This window comes from Rhizobium sophoriradicis, assembly GCF_003939025.1.
GTDB classification, from domain to species: Bacteria; Pseudomonadota; Alphaproteobacteria; order Rhizobiales; family Rhizobiaceae; genus Rhizobium; species Rhizobium sophoriradicis.
Map to the genome: position 1 here is coordinate 106,735 of NZ_RQIH01000014.1, position 15,839 is coordinate 122,573.

Consider the following 15,839-nt stretch of genomic DNA (forward strand, 5'->3'; position numbering starts at 1 on the left):
GAGTCGGACGAGCCCCGCTTCAGTCCTGCTGATATTTTATCCAATCGCGTTAGGAGCTTTCATGGCTGATTTCAAACTTCATTGCTTCGCTCTCTCCGGGAACTCTTACAAGGTCGCACTCTTCTTTGCGCTTGCCGGCATCGAGTGGGAAAGCATTTTCGTTGATTATCTGGGCGGCGAAACGCGTACTGAAGAATGGCGAAAGACGATCAACGAACAGGGCGAAGCGCCGGTGCTCGAACATGGCCAAGCGAAGATCAGCCAATCGGGGGTCATCCTGGACTACTTGTCAGAGGTGACAGGCCATTTTGGCGCGCAGACGGCCGAAGAACGACGCGACATCATGCGTTGGATCCTCTTCGACAATCATAAATTCACCAGCTATTACGCGACGTTGCGGTTCATCTATGGCCTGCAGAAGAGCGGCGAGACGCCCGTCGTCGAGTTCCTAAGGCTGAGGGCCAAAGCTGCCTATGCGATTGTTGATGAACACCTGGCTCACCGGGCCTTCATGGTCGGCGACCGGCTGACGATCGCAGACCTTTCATTGGCGGGCTACGCCTTCATGCCGGAGGATACCGGAATCGATCACAGTGCCTTTCCGGCTATCGCAGCCTGGAAAGATCGCATCAGCAGCATGCCGGGCTGGCGCCACCCCTATGATCTCATGCCCGGTCCCACTTCCCTATAACAGGGAGATCGACCTTGCGAATGCAGCGGCCGCAAAAACCGCTGCACAGTCTTGCGCGACCAGGCCTTAACGCCCCGGCACAGCCTTCAGATAGGCGGCGATCGCCTCGCGGTCGGCGGCCGGCAGGTGGGCGATGTTCTGCTGGACATCGACCATCGAGCCGCCGACACTATCGAAATCGGGGGTGAAGCCGGTTTCGAGATAGCTGGCGATATCCGCCTCGCTCCAGCCGCCGATGCTCTCGGAGGCCGGGGTGATATCGGGAATGCGGCCCCTGCCTTCCGGATTGGGCGCGCCGGCGAGCCACTGATCGGCCTTAAAGCCGCCCAGCGCATCGCGCGGCGTGTGGCATTCGCCGCAATGGCCGGGGCCTTCGACGAGATATTGGCCGCGCTTCACCTTGTCGTCGCTGTTGGCGAGCGCGACGCGCGGCTGATCGTTGAAATAGAGAAATTTCCAACCGCCGAGCGCCAGCCGGATGTTGTAGGGGAACGGCAGCTCATGCGGGGGCGCGACGTTGGCGCTCTTCGGCAGGGTTTTCAGGAAAGCGAAGAGATCGTTGACGTCCTTGTCGCTCATGCGGGAATAGGAGCCATAGGGAAAGGACGGGTAGAGATGCTCACCATCAGGTCCGACGCCGCGCTTCATCGCATTGCCGAATTCGGCCAGCGTCCAGGCGCCGATGCCAGCTTTTTCATCGGGTGAGATATTCGGCACGTGGAAGGTGCCGAAAGGGCTCTTCAGCGCCAGGCCGCCTGAAAGCGTCAGCTTCGCATCGCCTTCGGAGCCGGGAGCGGCATGACAGCTGACGCAGCCGCCCGCCCAGAAGACCATCTCACCATTGGCAGGATTCGGCGCGCCGAGGCCGGCCCAGTGGCTCTCCGGCAGCGGATCGGGCGCGGTCACCAGATAGAAGGCGGCACCGCCGAGGACGGCGATGCCGATCAGACAGAGCAGTAACCGGATGAACCTGCGGACCATGCTCCGCCTCCCCTTTTGCCGAGATTTCCCGGGCGGATATCAAGACGACCCGCGTCGGCGGCAAGGCCGGCGCGGATCGCATAAGGATCCAGATCAAAATGGCCTATCGCTCACTCCTTGAGGCGATAGGCCTTGTGACAGCCGCCGCAATTGGCGCCGAGGGTGTTCATCGTGGCGCCGACGGCAGCGGCATCGGCCGGAAGCTGAGCGAGCGCGGTTTCGGCATCGGTGGAGAGCTTGGCGGCGCGCGCCTTGAAGTCATCCATGTTTTCCCAGAGCTTGGGGCTGACCTCGGGATCGTTCATATCGCTGCCCGGCTTGAACTGATCGGGGAAGACCTTGGCAGTCGTGGCAATCGTCGTCAGCGCCGCCTTCACCGCCTCGGCATCATAGGGCTTGGTGCCCTTGGCGATGGCGGCCAGCGCGCCGGCCGAACCGCCGATCTGCTTCATCAGGGCAATGCGCGAATCATGTGTCCCGTCGGCGGCGGTCACGGAACCGAAGGCTATTCCTGCCATCGCTGCGGCGGCAGCTACTGCTTTCCAATTCATATGTTCCTCTCCAGTTTTCTGAGGGCCAAGGCGGCCGCTGGCCAATCTGCCCCGGGAGCATGACAAAATCCATGCGTCCAGGTGGTCACGTTTTGCCGGGTCACCATAAAAACAACGTGATAAACAGCGAACAGACCAGGGCTGCCATGCCGACAAGACGACAGCCAGCCTACCTGCCTGAACCTCCTGATCGGCGGCAAAACGCGGCAACATTGCGATGCCGAGAGCGGACAGAGCGGCACGACGTGATCGTCGAGATCCTGTGGTGGAACTTCATATATTGGTGGCAGTATAGAATTCAAACGGGACGATGTGCTGCGACACGGTTGGCGATCGGCCGGCATCGAGAGCTTCCGCCATTGCCCGCACCAGGGTCTCTCCCAGCAGCTTTGCCGGATGAGACAGGACGACCCTGATCAGCCCCTCAGCAAGACCGGCTCTCGTTTCATTCGTCAGCTCGTGTGCTATGACCACCAGGCGTTTGGCTGACGGCCCACCATCTTCCCGAAGGGCTCGCATCACACCGGTGATGCCGCCACCGGCAACGTAGAGTCCGACCCAATTCGGCTCAATCTGCAGAAGGCGGCGCGTTGCTTCATAAGCGATTTCGGGCTCTTCAAGCGTGGCAACCGTCTCCAGCATCTGGAAGCCCGGCGCACTCTCCCGGAAATACGATCGAAAGCCCATCTCATTCAGTTCTTGGGCGAGATATCGGTGACTGCCGACGAAGACGGAAACCTTGCCGCCATTGCCATTCAGCCCGGCTATGAACCATGCGGCCGTGCGGCCCTTTTTGATGCAGTCGTTGCCGACATAGGCTGCGCGGGAGGCAGTGGAAATATCGGAAATCATGGTCACAACAGGAATGTTCTCTGCTGCAAGACCATCGACGGCATGGTTCACCTGCGGGTGGTCTGAGGTGATCATTCCAATGACGTCGGCTTCGCGACTGAGAGCGTAAATCGCCTCGGCAGCCTTATCGGGGGCAAGATCGTCCATGAATCTAACGATGGCCCTGCCATGGGCGTCGGGAAATGCTTCGGTCGCCGCAACGAGAATGTCGCTCCACATTCGATAAAGCTTGCGGTGAGACTGCTTGAGAAGAAAACCGAATTTGATCACCGGCTTGTCGTGCTCGAGTCGGCGAGCGATGGCCGTCACCCCATGAAAGCCGATCTGCCGGGCGGCGTTCAGAACCCGCTCCGCCGTCTGCGGGCGCACCGGATCGCGTCCGTTCAGCACGCGATCGACCGTTGAAATGCTCACATTCGCGGCCTTTGCCAAGTCAGGGATCGTTGGGCGAGACATAATAAACCTCTCATAATCTGACGCTATTTATGAGAGGTTTTGGGAGAAAAATCCACCGGTTCGTTGACACTCTGCTGAATTTTCGCAATTTCATCTTCCAGCAAAAGCCAGTTTGGCGGGAGAGCTTGGGAGAGCTCTCTCATCTGGAGGAAATACTCTCATGTCTGCGACCTTGCAAAGGGTGGCGCCGCTTTCGGGCGGCGAAGGCCATCGCACGCCTATAGATAGCGCAGCCGGCTTCGTTCTTGAAATGCGCTCAATCACCAAGGCCTTTCCCGGTGTTCTCGCGCTCGATGGCATGAGCCTGAAGGTTCGTGCCGGCACCGTCCATGTTCTCGTCGGGGAGAATGGCGCGGGCAAGTCGACGCTCATGAAGATTCTAAGCGGCATCTACGCGATCGACGGCGGAGAGATCCTTTTCAGAGGCGAAAAGCTCGACCATCAGAGCGCCGCAGCCGCGCTGGACCGAGGGATCTCGATGATCCATCAGGAACTCAGCCCGGTGCTCGACATGACCATCGCCGAAAACATCTTTCTCGGCCGCGAACCCACTTATAGCAGGACGGGCGTTTTGTCCCGGTTCGTCGATTTCGATCGCATGAATTCAGATACGCAGACGCTGCTCGATCGCCTGGGTCTGAAATACAGCCCCCAAACCAAGATGCGCGACCTGTCCATCGCGACGATGCAACTCATCGAGATCGTCAAGGCGATTTCGCGCGAGGCCTCTCTCGTCATCATGGACGAACCGACGTCGGCGATCAGTGACACGGAGGTCGCGATGCTGTTCAGACAGATCGCAGACCTGAAAGCAGCAGGCGTGGCGATCATCTACATCACCCATAAGATGGACGAGATCTTCCAGATCGCCGACGACATCACGGTAATGCGTGACGGTCAGTTCGTAGCAGCCGCCCCGGCGAGCGAATACGAGCCGGCAAAGCTGATTTCTCAAATGGTGGGCCGCACGATCTCCAGCATCTTTCCGAAAGAGGAGGTGCCGATCGGCGATATCGTCCTTTCCGTCGAGAACCTCTCGCGGGACGGCATTTTCGAAAATGTCAGCTTCGAGGTACGGGCCGGCGAGATCATTGGCCTTTCCGGTCTGATCGGCGCCGGGCGGACGGAGGTAGCCCGGGTGATCTTCGGCTTGGACGCCGCGGATGCGGGCGTCATCCGTTTGAATGGAAAACCGCTAAGGCTCACGTCTCCGAAGGATGCCATCGCCAACGGCATCGCCATGGTGTCAGAAGATCGCAAGGCGGAAGGTCTGGTGCTTTGCCGGTCCGTCGGCGAGAACATTTCGCTCGCGAACCTCAAAAAGTTTGCTTCCGGCCTTTTCATCAGCGAGCGGCAGGAAGAGACAGCTTCCCAGCGCATGATCAAGATGCTCCAGATCAAGACGCCCGATACGGCAATGATCGTGGAGAACCTCAGCGGCGGCAATCAACAGAAAATCGTTCTCGCCAAGTGGCTGCTGGGTGATCTGAAGCTGCTCATTCTCGACGAACCCACACGAGGCATCGACGTCGGGTCGAAATCCGAAATTCACAGACTGATGACCGAGTTCGCTCGTCAGGGGCTCGCGATCGTCATGATCTCATCCGAACTGCCCGAGATCCTTGGCATGAGTGATCGCGTGGTGGTGATGAGCGAAGGCCGGGTCACCGGCGAACTAACAAGAGCCGAGGCCACTCAGGAAAACATCATGCGCCTCGCCACGGGAGGACACTGATGAGTATTGAACGCGCAGACGCGGCGGTGAAACGAGAAGGCCAGGTGATTTCAGGCTCTCGGAACATGAGCTTTTCCCAGATCTACCGCAAATACGGCACAATCCTGATCTTCGTCGGTATCTGCGTCCTTGCCTCGATCCTGAGCCCGACATTTCTGACAGAAGCCAACCTCACCAATGTCCTGCGTCAGGTCGTGGTGGTGAGCCTTCTTGCGTGCGGCGTTACCTTCATCATCATTCTGGGACATATCGACGTCTCGCTGGGATCTGTCCTAGCGCTCTGCGGCGTCTTGGCGGCCAGCGTGATGGCCATGACCGGAAGCGTCATTCTGGCGGTCGCCGCGGGCGTTGCGGTCGGGATCGTCACCGGCGTCATCAACGGCTTCGTCATCACCTTCTTCCGCATCCCGTCATTCATCATGACATTGGCCATGACGACGGTGGCACGCGGCACGGTGCTGCTTTACACGGGCGGTTCGCCGGTGACGGGACTGGGCGACTTCAAAGTGATCGGCCAGGGCTCGCTTGGCCCGGTGCCGATTTCTGTAATCATTCTCGCGGCGGTCGTCGTCCTATCCTGGGTTCTTCTCAACAAGACCAAGTTCGGCCGATACGTCTATGCGGTAGGCGGCAATGAGCGTGCCGCTCGCGCTTCCGGCATCAATCCGGACAGCATCGTCGTGAAGGCCTTCATCTTCAACGGCATCCTGTGCGCCGTCGCAGGCATCGTCCTCATGTCTCGCATCAATTCCGGTCAGCCGGCCGGCGGCGTCGGCTACGAGTTCGATGCGATCACCGCGGTGGTCGTCGGCGGCACCAGCCTGATGGGCGGCACCGGAACCATCACCGGCACGATCATCGGCTCGATGATCATCGGCGTCATCAACAACATGCTCAATCTCATGAATGTCAGCTCGTACTGGCAGCAGATCATCAAGGGTTTGATCATCGCGATCGCCGTGATCCTCGATGTCTGGACCAAGTCTGCCCGCAGCAAAAAGAAGGCATGACCGACGTTCTTCGGCGGGCCAGCGCCTGCTCCGGAACCACCTCTTTGTCGGCGGGGATTTCCCGCATCCGGAATGAACCTGAAACTCGATGGGAGGACCCTATGAAAGCCATTTCCAAACTCGCTGTCGCGTGCGCCATATCCGTTGCCGCGATCTCCAGCGGCGCTGCATTCGCCGCGGACAAGTTCGTCGTCGGTTACGCCAACATGGCGGATACGGACGTCTTCGTCATGGCGCGCAAAAACGCCTTCATCGAAGCGTCGAAATCCGATCCGGCAGTCGAAGTGAACTTCTCCGACGCCAACAACGACGTCAGCAAGCAACTCGATCAGATCGACAACTTCATAGCGCAGAAAGTCAACGCGATCGTCGTCGTCCCGGTCGACTACCAAGGCATCGTACCCGGCGTCGAGAAGGCGAACCAGGCTGGCATTCCCGTCATTGCTCTCGGCATCCAATCGGCAGGCGGCAAGTACACGTTCGTCGGCTCGAAGAACATCGATGCCGGCCGCCTTCAGGGCGAGTACATGAAAGAACACCTGCCGAAGGACGCCAAGATCCTCTACCTCGAAGGCACGCCGGGGCTCTCGCACACGCAGGAGCGCAAGAAGGGCTTTGAGGATGCGCTCGGCCGTTCCGACGTGGCCACTCTCGCCAGCCTCTCGGCCAACTACGACCGCGCTGAAGGCATGAAGGTCACCGAAGACTGGATCCAAAGCTTTCCGAAGTTCGATGCAATCGTCGCAGCCAACGACCAGATGGCGCTCGGCGCGCTGGAAGCACTTCAGGGCGCCGACCGCCTCAAGGGCGTGATGATCTCCGGTGTCGATGGCACGGCCGATGCTCTGAACGCAATCAAGTCCGGCACCATGTCGCAGACCATCTTCCAGGATGCTGCAGGCCAGGCGAAGGCCGCCTTCGAGGTCGTGGAAGGCCTGAAAAAGGGCGAGGATGCTCCGGCCGAAAAACTGGTGCCGTTCGCTTCGATCACCAAGGACAATGTTGATCAATACGCCAAGAAGTAAGCCCTCCCAAGGGTGCGTGCCGGGATGGGGTTCCCGGCACGCATTTCGCACATGGCGCAATGCTTGCCGCAAATCACTGATCCTCTAACGACAGGAAAATATCGAAATGACAATAAGGATCGCCGTCATCGGGGCAGGACTGATGGGAGCCGATCATGCGAAAATCGTCGCGGAAGATCTGCCAGGGGCGAGCCTCCAGGTCGTTTGCGACATGGATGCGGACCGCGCCCGCAAGGTCGCGGACGCCTACAGCGCTCACGATGTCGACTCCGACCCCAACCGGGTCGCCGCTCGTCGCGACGTGGACGCAGTGATCATCGCAAGCCCCGATTTCACGCATGCACCCCTGTCGCTGTCCTGCATAAGAGCCGGCAAACGGGCTCTTTGTGAAAAGCCGCTGTCGCAGTCCTCGAACGAATGCCTGGAGATCATGCAGGCGGAAGAAGCCGCGGGATCAAAATTCATAATGCTCGGCTTCATGCGCCGCTTCGATCGATCCTATGTCGAAATGAAGCGGGCTCTGGCGCATGGCGCAATTGGCCGCCCCCTGATGATGCACAACTTTCATCGCAATGTCGCTACGCCCGCGTCGGACTTCACCGGAGCGATGGCGATCACCAATTCCGCTCCCCACGAATTCGATGTCGTCCGACATGTCCTCGACACTGAATACGTCTCGATCTCCGCCTTCCAGCCGAAGCGCTCCGACGCGCTGGTCGCACCGGTCTATATGGTGCTCGAAACGGCGGATGATCAACTCGTCAATATCGAGATCAACAATAACGCAGCCTATGGATACGACGTCCGCGCGGAACTGGTGGGCGAGAAGGCGACCATCGCCATGAACGCTGTCAACTACACCCGCGTCGACCGAGAACTCGGACAAAGCACAAGCTACGAGGCGGATTGGCGCAGCCGCTACGCCGAAGCCTACCGCCGCCAGAATCGCGCTTTCGTTCGGTTCGTCGAGACCGGTATCTTCCCGCACATCGCGTCGAGCAGTTGGGATGGATACTGCGCCGCGAAGGTCGCCGAAGCCGGCGTCAGGGCCTTGAACGACGGTCGCAAGATCCCCGTCGAAATGATTGCTAAACCGGAGTTTTACGCATGAAGCTCGGATTCGTATCAGACAGCCTCGGCGGCCTGCCCTTCGAGGCGATGTTGGATCACGCTAAAAGACTGGGAGTCTCCGGCGTCGAGGTCAACACCTGCGGCTGGTCGACGGCGCCGCATTTCGATCTGTCGACGATCCTGCGGGACAAGAGCGCGCAGAAATCATTCCTCGGAGCTTTCGCCGACCGGGAACTGGAAGTGATAAGCCTGAACGCAAACGGAAATCCCCTGCACCCGACCGATCTTGCCCAGGGACGAGGTTTGGAGGATACGATCCGCGCAGCCGGCGCGCTGGGGATCAAGACGGTCTGCGCGATGTCGGGACTTCCAGCCGGGAATGCCACCGATACGATGCCGAACTGGGTGGTCTCTTCGTGGCCGCCGGAGACGCAGGCGATCCTTCGCTACCAGTGGGAGGAGAAGCTCCTCCCGTACTGGACCAAGATCGTAGCGCTCGCCAGGGATCACGGTGTGGAACGCATCGCGCTGGAACTGCATGGCAATCAGTGCGTCTATAACGTCCCCTCGTTGTTGAAGCTGCGCGAAGCCGTTGGCCCGGTCGTCGGCGCCAACCTGGACCCGTCGCACCTCTTCTGGATGGGTGCCGATCCTCTTGTCGCCGCAGAAGCGCTCGGCCGCGCCGTCTACCATGTGCATGCCAAGGACACCTTTCTCAACGAACCGAAGCAGGCCGTCACAAGCCTTCTGGAGAATGGCAGCCTGATGGACATCCCGGCGCGCAGTTGGTCCTACATCACGCTGGGCTTCGGCCATGGCGAAGAATGGTGGCGGCAGTTCTGCTACCGACTGAAGATGGCCGGTTACGACGGCTGGCTCTCGATAGAGCATGAGGACGTGCTTCTGAACAGCCTCGAAGGGCTCGAGAAGTCCGTCGCTCTGTTGCAGGGCGTGATGCCGGTCGCTGCCAGCGATTTCAAGCCGCAGGCGATCTAGTGACGAAAACGCGTCCGATTTCACGTCGCGCATCGCATGTGAAGCGCCGCCTCCGGGCCTCATCCGAGATTGCCAGAAGGCGGTTCTTTTGAAAGCGAGTGCAATGCGACAGGATCGGGTCCCGCCTCCTCCCTCGACACTGCAGGAACTGAAGTGCCTGATCGCCAGCCGGCAGTTCGTATTTACCGTCGGTCTCGAACGCGTCGCAAGGGAGATCCTGGAAAGGCCGGAATTGCTGGCCTTTGAAAGTGCTGCCGGAGTCGCACGCAGGTGCCGCGTTTCTCCTACAACGGTCCATCGACTAGTACGACACATCGGGTTCAAAACATTCGGCGAGTTTCGCGCGATGATAAGAGAACATCTCCGCACGACCACCGCTAGTCGTCACTGAAGTCGCGGCGGCAATCGGCAGAGCGGCAAGGGCTTGGCGATCGGGCTGCTGTGGGAACTTGGAGGCTCAGGCGCTTTTCCAGCCCTGCCAGAGGCTGAGGGCGGAGACTGCAACCAGTAGCAGTCCGGCGCAGCGGCCGACGAAGGCCGTCGCATCGGGGTTTCCGACGAGAAGATCACGGCTGCGGCCGGCGGTCATCGCCAGCGTGCCGTAAATGGCGAACTGCGTCGCGATCGTCATGGCGCCCATGATGAGGCCCTGCATCCAGACCGGGCCATATTCCGGTTTCAGGAACTGCGGATAGACGGCGAACATGAAGATATAGGCCTTGGGATTGACCAGACAGGTGACCGCGCCCTGGCGGAAAGCGCGCCAGCCGGAGCCCGCCGTCGCCGGCCCGACCGCCTCGACGGTGATCGAGCTGCGCATCAGCGAAATGCCGATCCAGATCATATAGGCGACGCCGGCAAAGAGCAGCACGTTGAACAGTTGCGGCAGCATGGTGACGAGCACGCCGACGCCGGCCGCGCCATAGGCCGAGTGCACGGCGCCGCCGGCCATGATGCCGCCGGTTGCCGCCAGCCCTCGCCTGATACCGCCGGTCAGGGAGTTGGCGAGCACGAAGAGCATGTCCATGCCCGGCACGATGATGATACCGAAGAGAAGGGTGAAGAAGAGCCAGAGGTTTTCGTGGTAATTCATGTCAGTTACCGCCTTGTCGTTCCGGGGGCCGTTTCGAAAGACCCTGATAGATTTCAATCCGATAGGCGGCTCTATACGCAAACCCAACTGACAGTGTATTGTCAGGAGCGTGAGGGATGGGAGGGGCAAAATGCGCAAGGCCTCGCGGCTTTTCGAGATCATTCAGATCCTGCGGCTCGCCAGGAAACCGATGACGGCAGCTATGATGGCCGAGACGCTCGAGGTGACCGTGCGCTCGATCTATCGCGACATCGCCGCACTCCAGGCGATGCGCGTGCCGATCGAGGGCGGGCGCGGCATCGGCTATATCATGCGGCCCGGCTTCGACCTGCCGCCGCTGATGTTTTCGATCGAGGAGATGGAGGCGATCGTGCTGTCGCTGGCGCTGCTCGATCGCACCGCCGACGAGGAACTGAAGCAGGCCGCGCGCCGGGTCAACCAGAAGATATCAGGCGCCGTGCCGGCGCCGCTGCGCCAGGCAATGGACAATAAGGTGCTTTATGCCTGGGGCTCGACCGCGCAGCCGGCGGGTTTCGACCTGGCGATCGTGCGCCGGGCGATCCGCGACGAACGCAAGCTGATGCTCGGCTACCGCGACGAACTCGGCCGCGCCACCGAGCGGACGATCCAGCCGATCGCGCTGATCTATTATTCGCAGACCGCCAACATCGTCGCTTGGTGCGAACTGCGCCAGGCGATCCGCAATTTCCGCAGCGACCGGGTGGAGCGCTGCGTGGTGGGTGAGGATTTCTTCAAGGGCGACGGTGACAGGCTGCGGGAATTGTGGACGAGTGGGTGGAGTGAGAAGGCTGTGTCGGGGTGAATGGCAGGCGTTTGTGCGAACAGGTCTGGGGGCGTTGAGACAGGAACAGGAGGTCAGTGTCATGCGGGCCAGGGACGCGCATCGTGCCTGGCAAATCTTCGACATCCGCCAAAGGACTGCCGACATCTGCCCACTCCACCGTCATCCTCGGCCTTGAGCCGAGGATCCACCTTCGTCTCTATCAGCACCGGGCATGGATCCTCGGCTCAAGGCCGAGGATGACGGTGGGTGGGATTGCGTTCCGCCAAACTCACCGTTGGGGCGTTGGGCGCTTCTTCAGAGAGGCACCCCGCATACCTTGGTTTTGTTACTGTTATAGAGCCGTTGAAGCGCGGCATGACATAAGGAAAAGTTGGCCGACTTTATCGGCAGTCTCTCCCAGGCCTAAAAAGCCAGCGTCCGGCTCTCCTCGCGTCCGAAGCCGCGGATTTCGAGGCGATCGGGGTGAACCTCGACGATGGCGAAGGCGTTTTCGGTCTCGGTGTCGACCACGCCCTTGAAATTGACGAAGTGGCAGGCGCCGGCCTTGCCGTAATTGCCGACATGGTCGTGACCGTTGAGGTAGGCGACGACATTGCGCTCAGAGGCGAGCAGCGCGACGATGCGTTCGCTGTCCCACATGCCGTGTTCACTGGGCGGATGCACGGGATAGTGATTCATGACGATCACCTTTTCGCCGGTCTTTGCCGCTTCTGTGATTTGATCGCGAAGCCAGGCGAACTGCGCGTCGCTCAGCGCGGCATTCCAGCGATGGGCATTGCTGGCGCCTTTCTCCTCCAGCTCGGCCAGCATCCGTGCGGCAAGGGCGCGGTGCGGATGGCCTTCGGGCGGCGCGAAGGTGCTGACCTCGTTGCCGTCGAGCACGATGAAGCGCCAGCCGTGACGGCAGAAACTGTAATAGGGCGACGGCATGCCGAGACGTGTGGCGACTTCGGAGCGATGCCCCGCGGAGACAGAGAAATCATGGTTGCCGAGCAGGAAGAGCGCCTCGTGCCTCAGCTTCTCATAGATCGGCTGGATATCGTCGAAGCTTGAAAAGCTGCGGTCGATGACATCGCCGAGCGTCATCACGAAGCTCAAATCCCAACCGTTGAAGATCTCGATCGCCTCGGCGACCTTGGCGAGGCTGTTGGCATAATAGCGGTCCATGGCCGCATGCGGAGGGATGGCCGCATATTGCGGATCCGCGATGATGCCGAAGCGGAACAGGGGAAGAGCGGACGAGGACATGGGGCGTGATTAGGAGGGGCCGGTGACAGGGATGTGACGAGCTTGAAAACAAACACCCGGCGTTCGGAGGAACGCCGGGTGCAAAAAAAGAGGCTGAGAATCGCCGTCGATGGCGGCGAGCCTGGTGCCGCTTACTTCGTGGCTTCTTCGTAGCGTTCCAGGACGTAGTCCCAGTTGATCAGGCTGTCGATGAAGGCTTCGAGGTATTTCGGGCGGGCGTTGCGATAGTCGATGTAATAGGAGTGTTCCCAGACGTCGACGCCGAGGATCGGGGTGGCGCCGTGAACGAGCGGGTTTTCGCCGTTCGGGGTCTTGGAGATTTCGAGCTTGCCGTTCTTGACGGAAACCCAGGCCCAGCCGGAGCCGAACTGGGTGGCGCCGGCATTGGCGAAATCGGCCTTGAACTTGTCGTAGCCGCCGAGATCGGAGGCGAAAGCCGCTTCGAGCTTGCCCGGCAGCTTGTTGCCGCCGCCGCCCTTCTTCATCCACTTCCAGAAATGGATGTGGTTGTAGTGCTGGGCGGCGTTGTTGAAGAGGCCGGCGTTGGTGCCGAAGGACTTCTTGACGACGTCTTCGAGCGACAGATCCGAAAGGCCGGCTTCAGCGGCGAGCTTGTTGCCGTTGTCGACATAGGCCTTATGGTGCTTGTCGTGGTGAAACTCGAGCGTTTCCTTCGACATGAAGGGGGCAAGGGCTTCGTAATCATAGGGAAGTTCAGGCAATTCGAAAGCCATGTCAGATCTCCTCTTGGCAATAGATTGCGTCATCGGCAGGTGAGGCGGAACATAGGAGGGGAACGGGGGAGAGGCAACCGGCGAAATATCAAAAAACGACCGGCCGGAGGAAAATTTGCCTCAGTTTCAGGGCTGGATTCGAGCATGCAAATCGACCGGCAGGCCGCCGCGAAAACCGCTTACCGGCGACAGACATCAATGGAGAGCTTGACATGAACAGGAATATAATCCCGCTTCTCGCCATGGCCGCGCTTCCGTTTCTTGCGGCTGCGGCGGGTGCCTCTTCGGACGAGGCCTGGAAACAGCTGGCCGCCGACGTGGAAGCCAAGTGCAGGAAGGCCGCGGTCGCAATCGAGAAGCCAGTTGCCGCCGTCGACCCCTTCGGCACATCACATTACGGGCTCGCGCTGGTGACGGGAAAGCCGAAGGGCGCCAAGGGGCTCGTCGTCCAGATCTGCGTCTATGACAAGCAGGAGAAGTCGGTCGAGATCGGCAGCGCGATGGATGCCAAGAAACTTGGGCTGACCTTGGCTAAATAGTCGGTCGCCGTAGCTGTTGTGACCTCCGTCGCATTCCGAGCGGAACCCGAGCCTACCCTTGCGAGTTGAAGTTCCGGGTTTTTACAGCGTCGGGCGTCTGTGAGAGGCGTCGAGGCGCTCTATGTTTGTGATAAATGCATGATCCTTTTTAAAAATTGATTCCTATCTTGGGGTTGTGCGCAGGGAGGTTTAGACATGTCGGAGCTTCGCAAGCGGGCGGAAGATCAGCAGAAAATCTATCAGCGCTGGGCACCGGTCTATGATCGCGTCTATCGCGGCATCCTGCGCGACGGCCATCGCAAGCTTGCCGCGCTTGCCGCCGCGGCCGGCACCGATATTCTGGAAATCGGCACCGGCACCGGCCTGACGCTCGCCCATTATCCCAGCCGTTGCCGGGTGACCGGCATCGACATTTCCGAACATATGATCGCCCGGGCGCGCGAGAAGGTGCGTCGCGAAAACCTTCAGCATGTGCAGGCGCTCGAGGTGATGGATGCGCATGTGCTGCGCTTTGCCGACCAGTCCTTCGACGTGGTTTGTCTGCCCTTCGTCATCACGCTGATTCCCGAGCCCGAGCGGGCGCTCGACGAGTGCGCCCGGGTGCTGCGGCCGGGGGGCGAGATCATCCTCGCCAGCAAGCTCGGCGACGGCGCCGGTCTGCAGGGGGCGATCGAAGCGGCGGTGGCGCCGCTGGTGCGTCACATCGGCTGGTCTTCCGCCTTCCGCATCCATCGCATCCTCGCCTGGGCCGAGCGTCGCGGCGATTTTTCGGCGACCGATATTCTGCCGGTCTTTCCGAACGGCTTTTTCAAGATCGTCCGGCTGAAGCAGCGCGGACTTTCCGCCTGAGCAAAAGTTTTTTCCCGCATCGCGGATTCTGATGCTACCGTTCGTCTGAGGGGACCGCATGACATCGGATATCTTCTTCTTCATCGCCGTTGGCTTCTGCGCGCAGATCGTCGATGGCGCACTCGGCATGGCCTTCGGCGTGCTGTCGACGACAAGCCTGCTGGCCTTCGGGGTTCCGGCGGCCAATGCCAGCGCCATGACGCATGTGACGGAAATGTTCACGACGGCGGCGTCCGGCCTCTCGCATGCCTATCACCGCAATGTCGACTGGCGGCTGGTGGCGCGGTTGGCGCCTGCCGGCATGATCGGCGGCGCGATCGGGGCTTATCTGCTTGCCAATATCGACGGCAAGGTGATCGAGCCCTTCGTATCGGCCTATCTGATCGCGATAGGCCTGCTGATCCTCTACAAGGCCTTCCGGCCGCAGATCAGGCGCGAGGTGCGCGACTGGGCCGTGCCGCCCGTCGGCTTTTTCGGCGGTGTTCTCGATGCGATCGGCGGCGGCGGTTGGGGTCCTGTCGTCACCAGCACGCTTGTCGGGCGCGGTCACGACCTGAAGCGGGTGATCGGCTCGACCAATTTCACCGAATTCGCCGTGACCCTGACGATTTCGGTCACCTTCGTCGTGACGCTCGGCTGGTCTGAGCTCAACTCGGCGATCGGCCTCATCATCGGCGGTGTCATCGCCGCCCCCTTCGGCGCCATTCTCGTCAAGCGGCTGCCGGTGCGGGCGCTGATGGTGGCGGTCTCGATGGTCATCATCACGACGTCGGCGCTGCGGATCTTCTAGAACTTCGAAGGCTCAGAGATTGCGGCCGAAATAGACCTCCACGGCGGCGATCCTGTCACCGCGAAAACGAAGGCTTTCCATGTTGCCGAAGCTCGTGCCGTCCAGTTTTTCGGCACGGTAGCGAACAGCAGCCTCGTCGCCGTTTACCGCCAAAAATTCGATGTGGATGGCGCGGAAGAGCGGCTCCTTCGGCCAGCAGCGTTCGAAATAAGTGGCCCGGTCGATATGATCGTCGCGCGGACTAGAAAAGGTGAAATCCTCCGTCGACATGGCGCCGACTTTGTCCTTGCGGTCATCCAGATAGGCGGCGTAGAGATCGCGGACGGTCTGCTGCCTCGTGCGCACATCGTTCATGGCAATATCCTCCGATAAACCGATTGCATATTGCAATCAGTTTAGCACGTTTACCTCAA

General features: G+C 60.3%; 18 protein-coding genes. 11 read left to right on the forward strand and 7 right to left on the reverse strand.

From position 1 onward, the window contains the following. The first annotated feature begins 61 nt into the window (after positions 1-61). Positions 62-691 (forward strand): glutathione S-transferase family protein, encoded by a 630-nt coding sequence (locus tag EFR00_RS23195; RefSeq protein WP_077994791.1) that lies wholly within the window; start codon positions 62-64, stop codon positions 689-691. A 66-nt stretch (positions 692-757) separates the two neighbouring features. Here the strand turns inward: EFR00_RS23195 and EFR00_RS23200 are convergent, their stop codons facing one another. The 3 genes from EFR00_RS23200 to EFR00_RS23210 all read right to left on the reverse strand — a co-directional run bounded on the left by EFR00_RS23200 (position 758) and on the right by EFR00_RS23210 (position 3,531). Beyond that, entirely contained in the window at positions 758-1,672 is a 915-nt protein-coding gene (locus EFR00_RS23200) for a c-type cytochrome (protein ID WP_077994790.1), read from the reverse strand. A gap of 110 nt (positions 1,673-1,782) precedes the next feature. Next, positions 1,783-2,223, reverse strand: a complete 441-nt coding sequence (locus EFR00_RS23205) for a c-type cytochrome (RefSeq protein ID WP_077994789.1) — start codon at positions 2,221-2,223, stop codon at positions 1,783-1,785. Positions 2,224-2,496: 273 nt separating this feature from the next. Continuing rightward, entirely contained in the window at positions 2,497-3,531 is a 1,035-nt protein-coding gene (locus EFR00_RS23210; RefSeq protein ID WP_077994788.1) for a LacI family DNA-binding transcriptional regulator, read from the reverse strand. Between the two features lie 160 nt (positions 3,532-3,691). Between EFR00_RS23210 and EFR00_RS23215 the strand changes: the two genes are divergently transcribed. The 6 genes from EFR00_RS23215 to EFR00_RS23240 all read left to right on the forward strand — a co-directional run bounded on the left by EFR00_RS23215 (position 3,692) and on the right by EFR00_RS23240 (position 9,759). Then, positions 3,692-5,266: a sugar ABC transporter ATP-binding protein gene (locus tag EFR00_RS23215; protein WP_077994787.1), complete on the forward strand. Its 1,575-nt coding sequence runs from the start codon at positions 3,692-3,694 to the stop codon at positions 5,264-5,266. Next, positions 5,266-6,276 carry an ABC transporter permease gene (locus EFR00_RS23220; RefSeq protein ID WP_009994160.1) on the forward strand — a complete coding sequence of 337 codons (1,011 nt, stop codon included), beginning with the start codon at positions 5,266-5,268 and terminating at the stop codon, positions 6,274-6,276. Before EFR00_RS23215 ends, EFR00_RS23220 begins: the two co-directional genes overlap by 1 nt. A 101-nt stretch (positions 6,277-6,377) precedes the next feature. Continuing rightward, positions 6,378-7,301 (forward strand): sugar ABC transporter substrate-binding protein, encoded by a 924-nt coding sequence (locus tag EFR00_RS23225; protein ID WP_009994161.1) that lies wholly within the window; start codon positions 6,378-6,380, stop codon positions 7,299-7,301. Positions 7,302-7,407: 106 nt separating this feature from the next. Further along, positions 7,408-8,412: a Gfo/Idh/MocA family oxidoreductase gene (locus tag EFR00_RS23230; RefSeq protein ID WP_077994786.1), complete on the forward strand. Its 1,005-nt coding sequence runs from the start codon at positions 7,408-7,410 to the stop codon at positions 8,410-8,412. Next, entirely contained in the window at positions 8,409-9,368 is a 960-nt protein-coding gene (locus EFR00_RS23235; protein WP_009995879.1) for a sugar phosphate isomerase/epimerase family protein, read from the forward strand. Before EFR00_RS23230 ends, EFR00_RS23235 begins: the two co-directional genes overlap by 4 nt. 103 nt (positions 9,369-9,471) lie before the next feature. Further along, complete coding sequence (locus EFR00_RS23240) at positions 9,472-9,759, forward strand: MurR/RpiR family transcriptional regulator (protein ID WP_009995877.1); 288 nt, start codon at positions 9,472-9,474, stop codon at positions 9,757-9,759. A 66-nt stretch (positions 9,760-9,825) separates the two neighbouring features. Here EFR00_RS23240 and EFR00_RS23245 read toward each other — a convergent pair whose 3' ends face one another. Further along, complete coding sequence (locus EFR00_RS23245) at positions 9,826-10,461, reverse strand: LysE family translocator (RefSeq protein WP_009995872.1); 636 nt, start codon at positions 10,459-10,461, stop codon at positions 9,826-9,828. Positions 10,462-10,591: 130 nt separating this feature from the next. On the opposite strand from EFR00_RS23245, the gene EFR00_RS23250 reads away from it, so the two are divergent. After that, on the forward strand, positions 10,592-11,284 hold the full coding sequence (locus tag EFR00_RS23250; RefSeq protein ID WP_077994785.1) for a helix-turn-helix transcriptional regulator: 693 nt from the start codon (positions 10,592-10,594) through the stop codon (positions 11,282-11,284). 384 nt (positions 11,285-11,668) lie between these two features. Here the strand turns inward: EFR00_RS23250 and EFR00_RS23255 are convergent, their stop codons facing one another. Further along, positions 11,669-12,514, reverse strand: coding sequence for a metallophosphoesterase (locus EFR00_RS23255; RefSeq protein ID WP_077994784.1), 846 nt, complete (start codon positions 12,512-12,514; stop codon positions 11,669-11,671). Positions 12,515-12,645: 131 nt separating this feature from the next. After that, entirely contained in the window at positions 12,646-13,248 is a 603-nt protein-coding gene (locus EFR00_RS23260) for a superoxide dismutase (RefSeq protein ID WP_004672907.1), read from the reverse strand. Between the two features lie 212 nt (positions 13,249-13,460). Here EFR00_RS23260 and EFR00_RS23265 point away from each other — a divergent pair, with 212 nt between their 5' ends. From EFR00_RS23265 to EFR00_RS23275, 3 genes are all read left to right on the forward strand, one after another. After that, positions 13,461-13,787: a hypothetical protein gene (locus EFR00_RS23265; RefSeq protein WP_010059667.1), complete on the forward strand. Its 327-nt coding sequence runs from the start codon at positions 13,461-13,463 to the stop codon at positions 13,785-13,787. 195 nt (positions 13,788-13,982) lie between these two features. Further along, entirely contained in the window at positions 13,983-14,636 is a 654-nt protein-coding gene (locus EFR00_RS23270; protein ID WP_077994783.1) for a class I SAM-dependent methyltransferase, read from the forward strand. Between the two features lie 58 nt (positions 14,637-14,694). Continuing rightward, the gene (locus EFR00_RS23275; protein WP_009995169.1) at positions 14,695-15,426 is read left to right on the forward strand and encodes a sulfite exporter TauE/SafE family protein; all 732 of its coding nucleotides are present in this window, start codon (positions 14,695-14,697) and stop codon (positions 15,424-15,426) included. 12 nt (positions 15,427-15,438) lie between these two features. On the opposite strand, the gene EFR00_RS23280 is transcribed toward EFR00_RS23275, so the two are convergent. Beyond that, on the reverse strand, positions 15,439-15,780 hold the full coding sequence (locus EFR00_RS23280; protein ID WP_009995173.1) for a nuclear transport factor 2 family protein: 342 nt from the start codon (positions 15,778-15,780) through the stop codon (positions 15,439-15,441). Positions 15,781-15,839 lie beyond the last annotated feature (59 nt).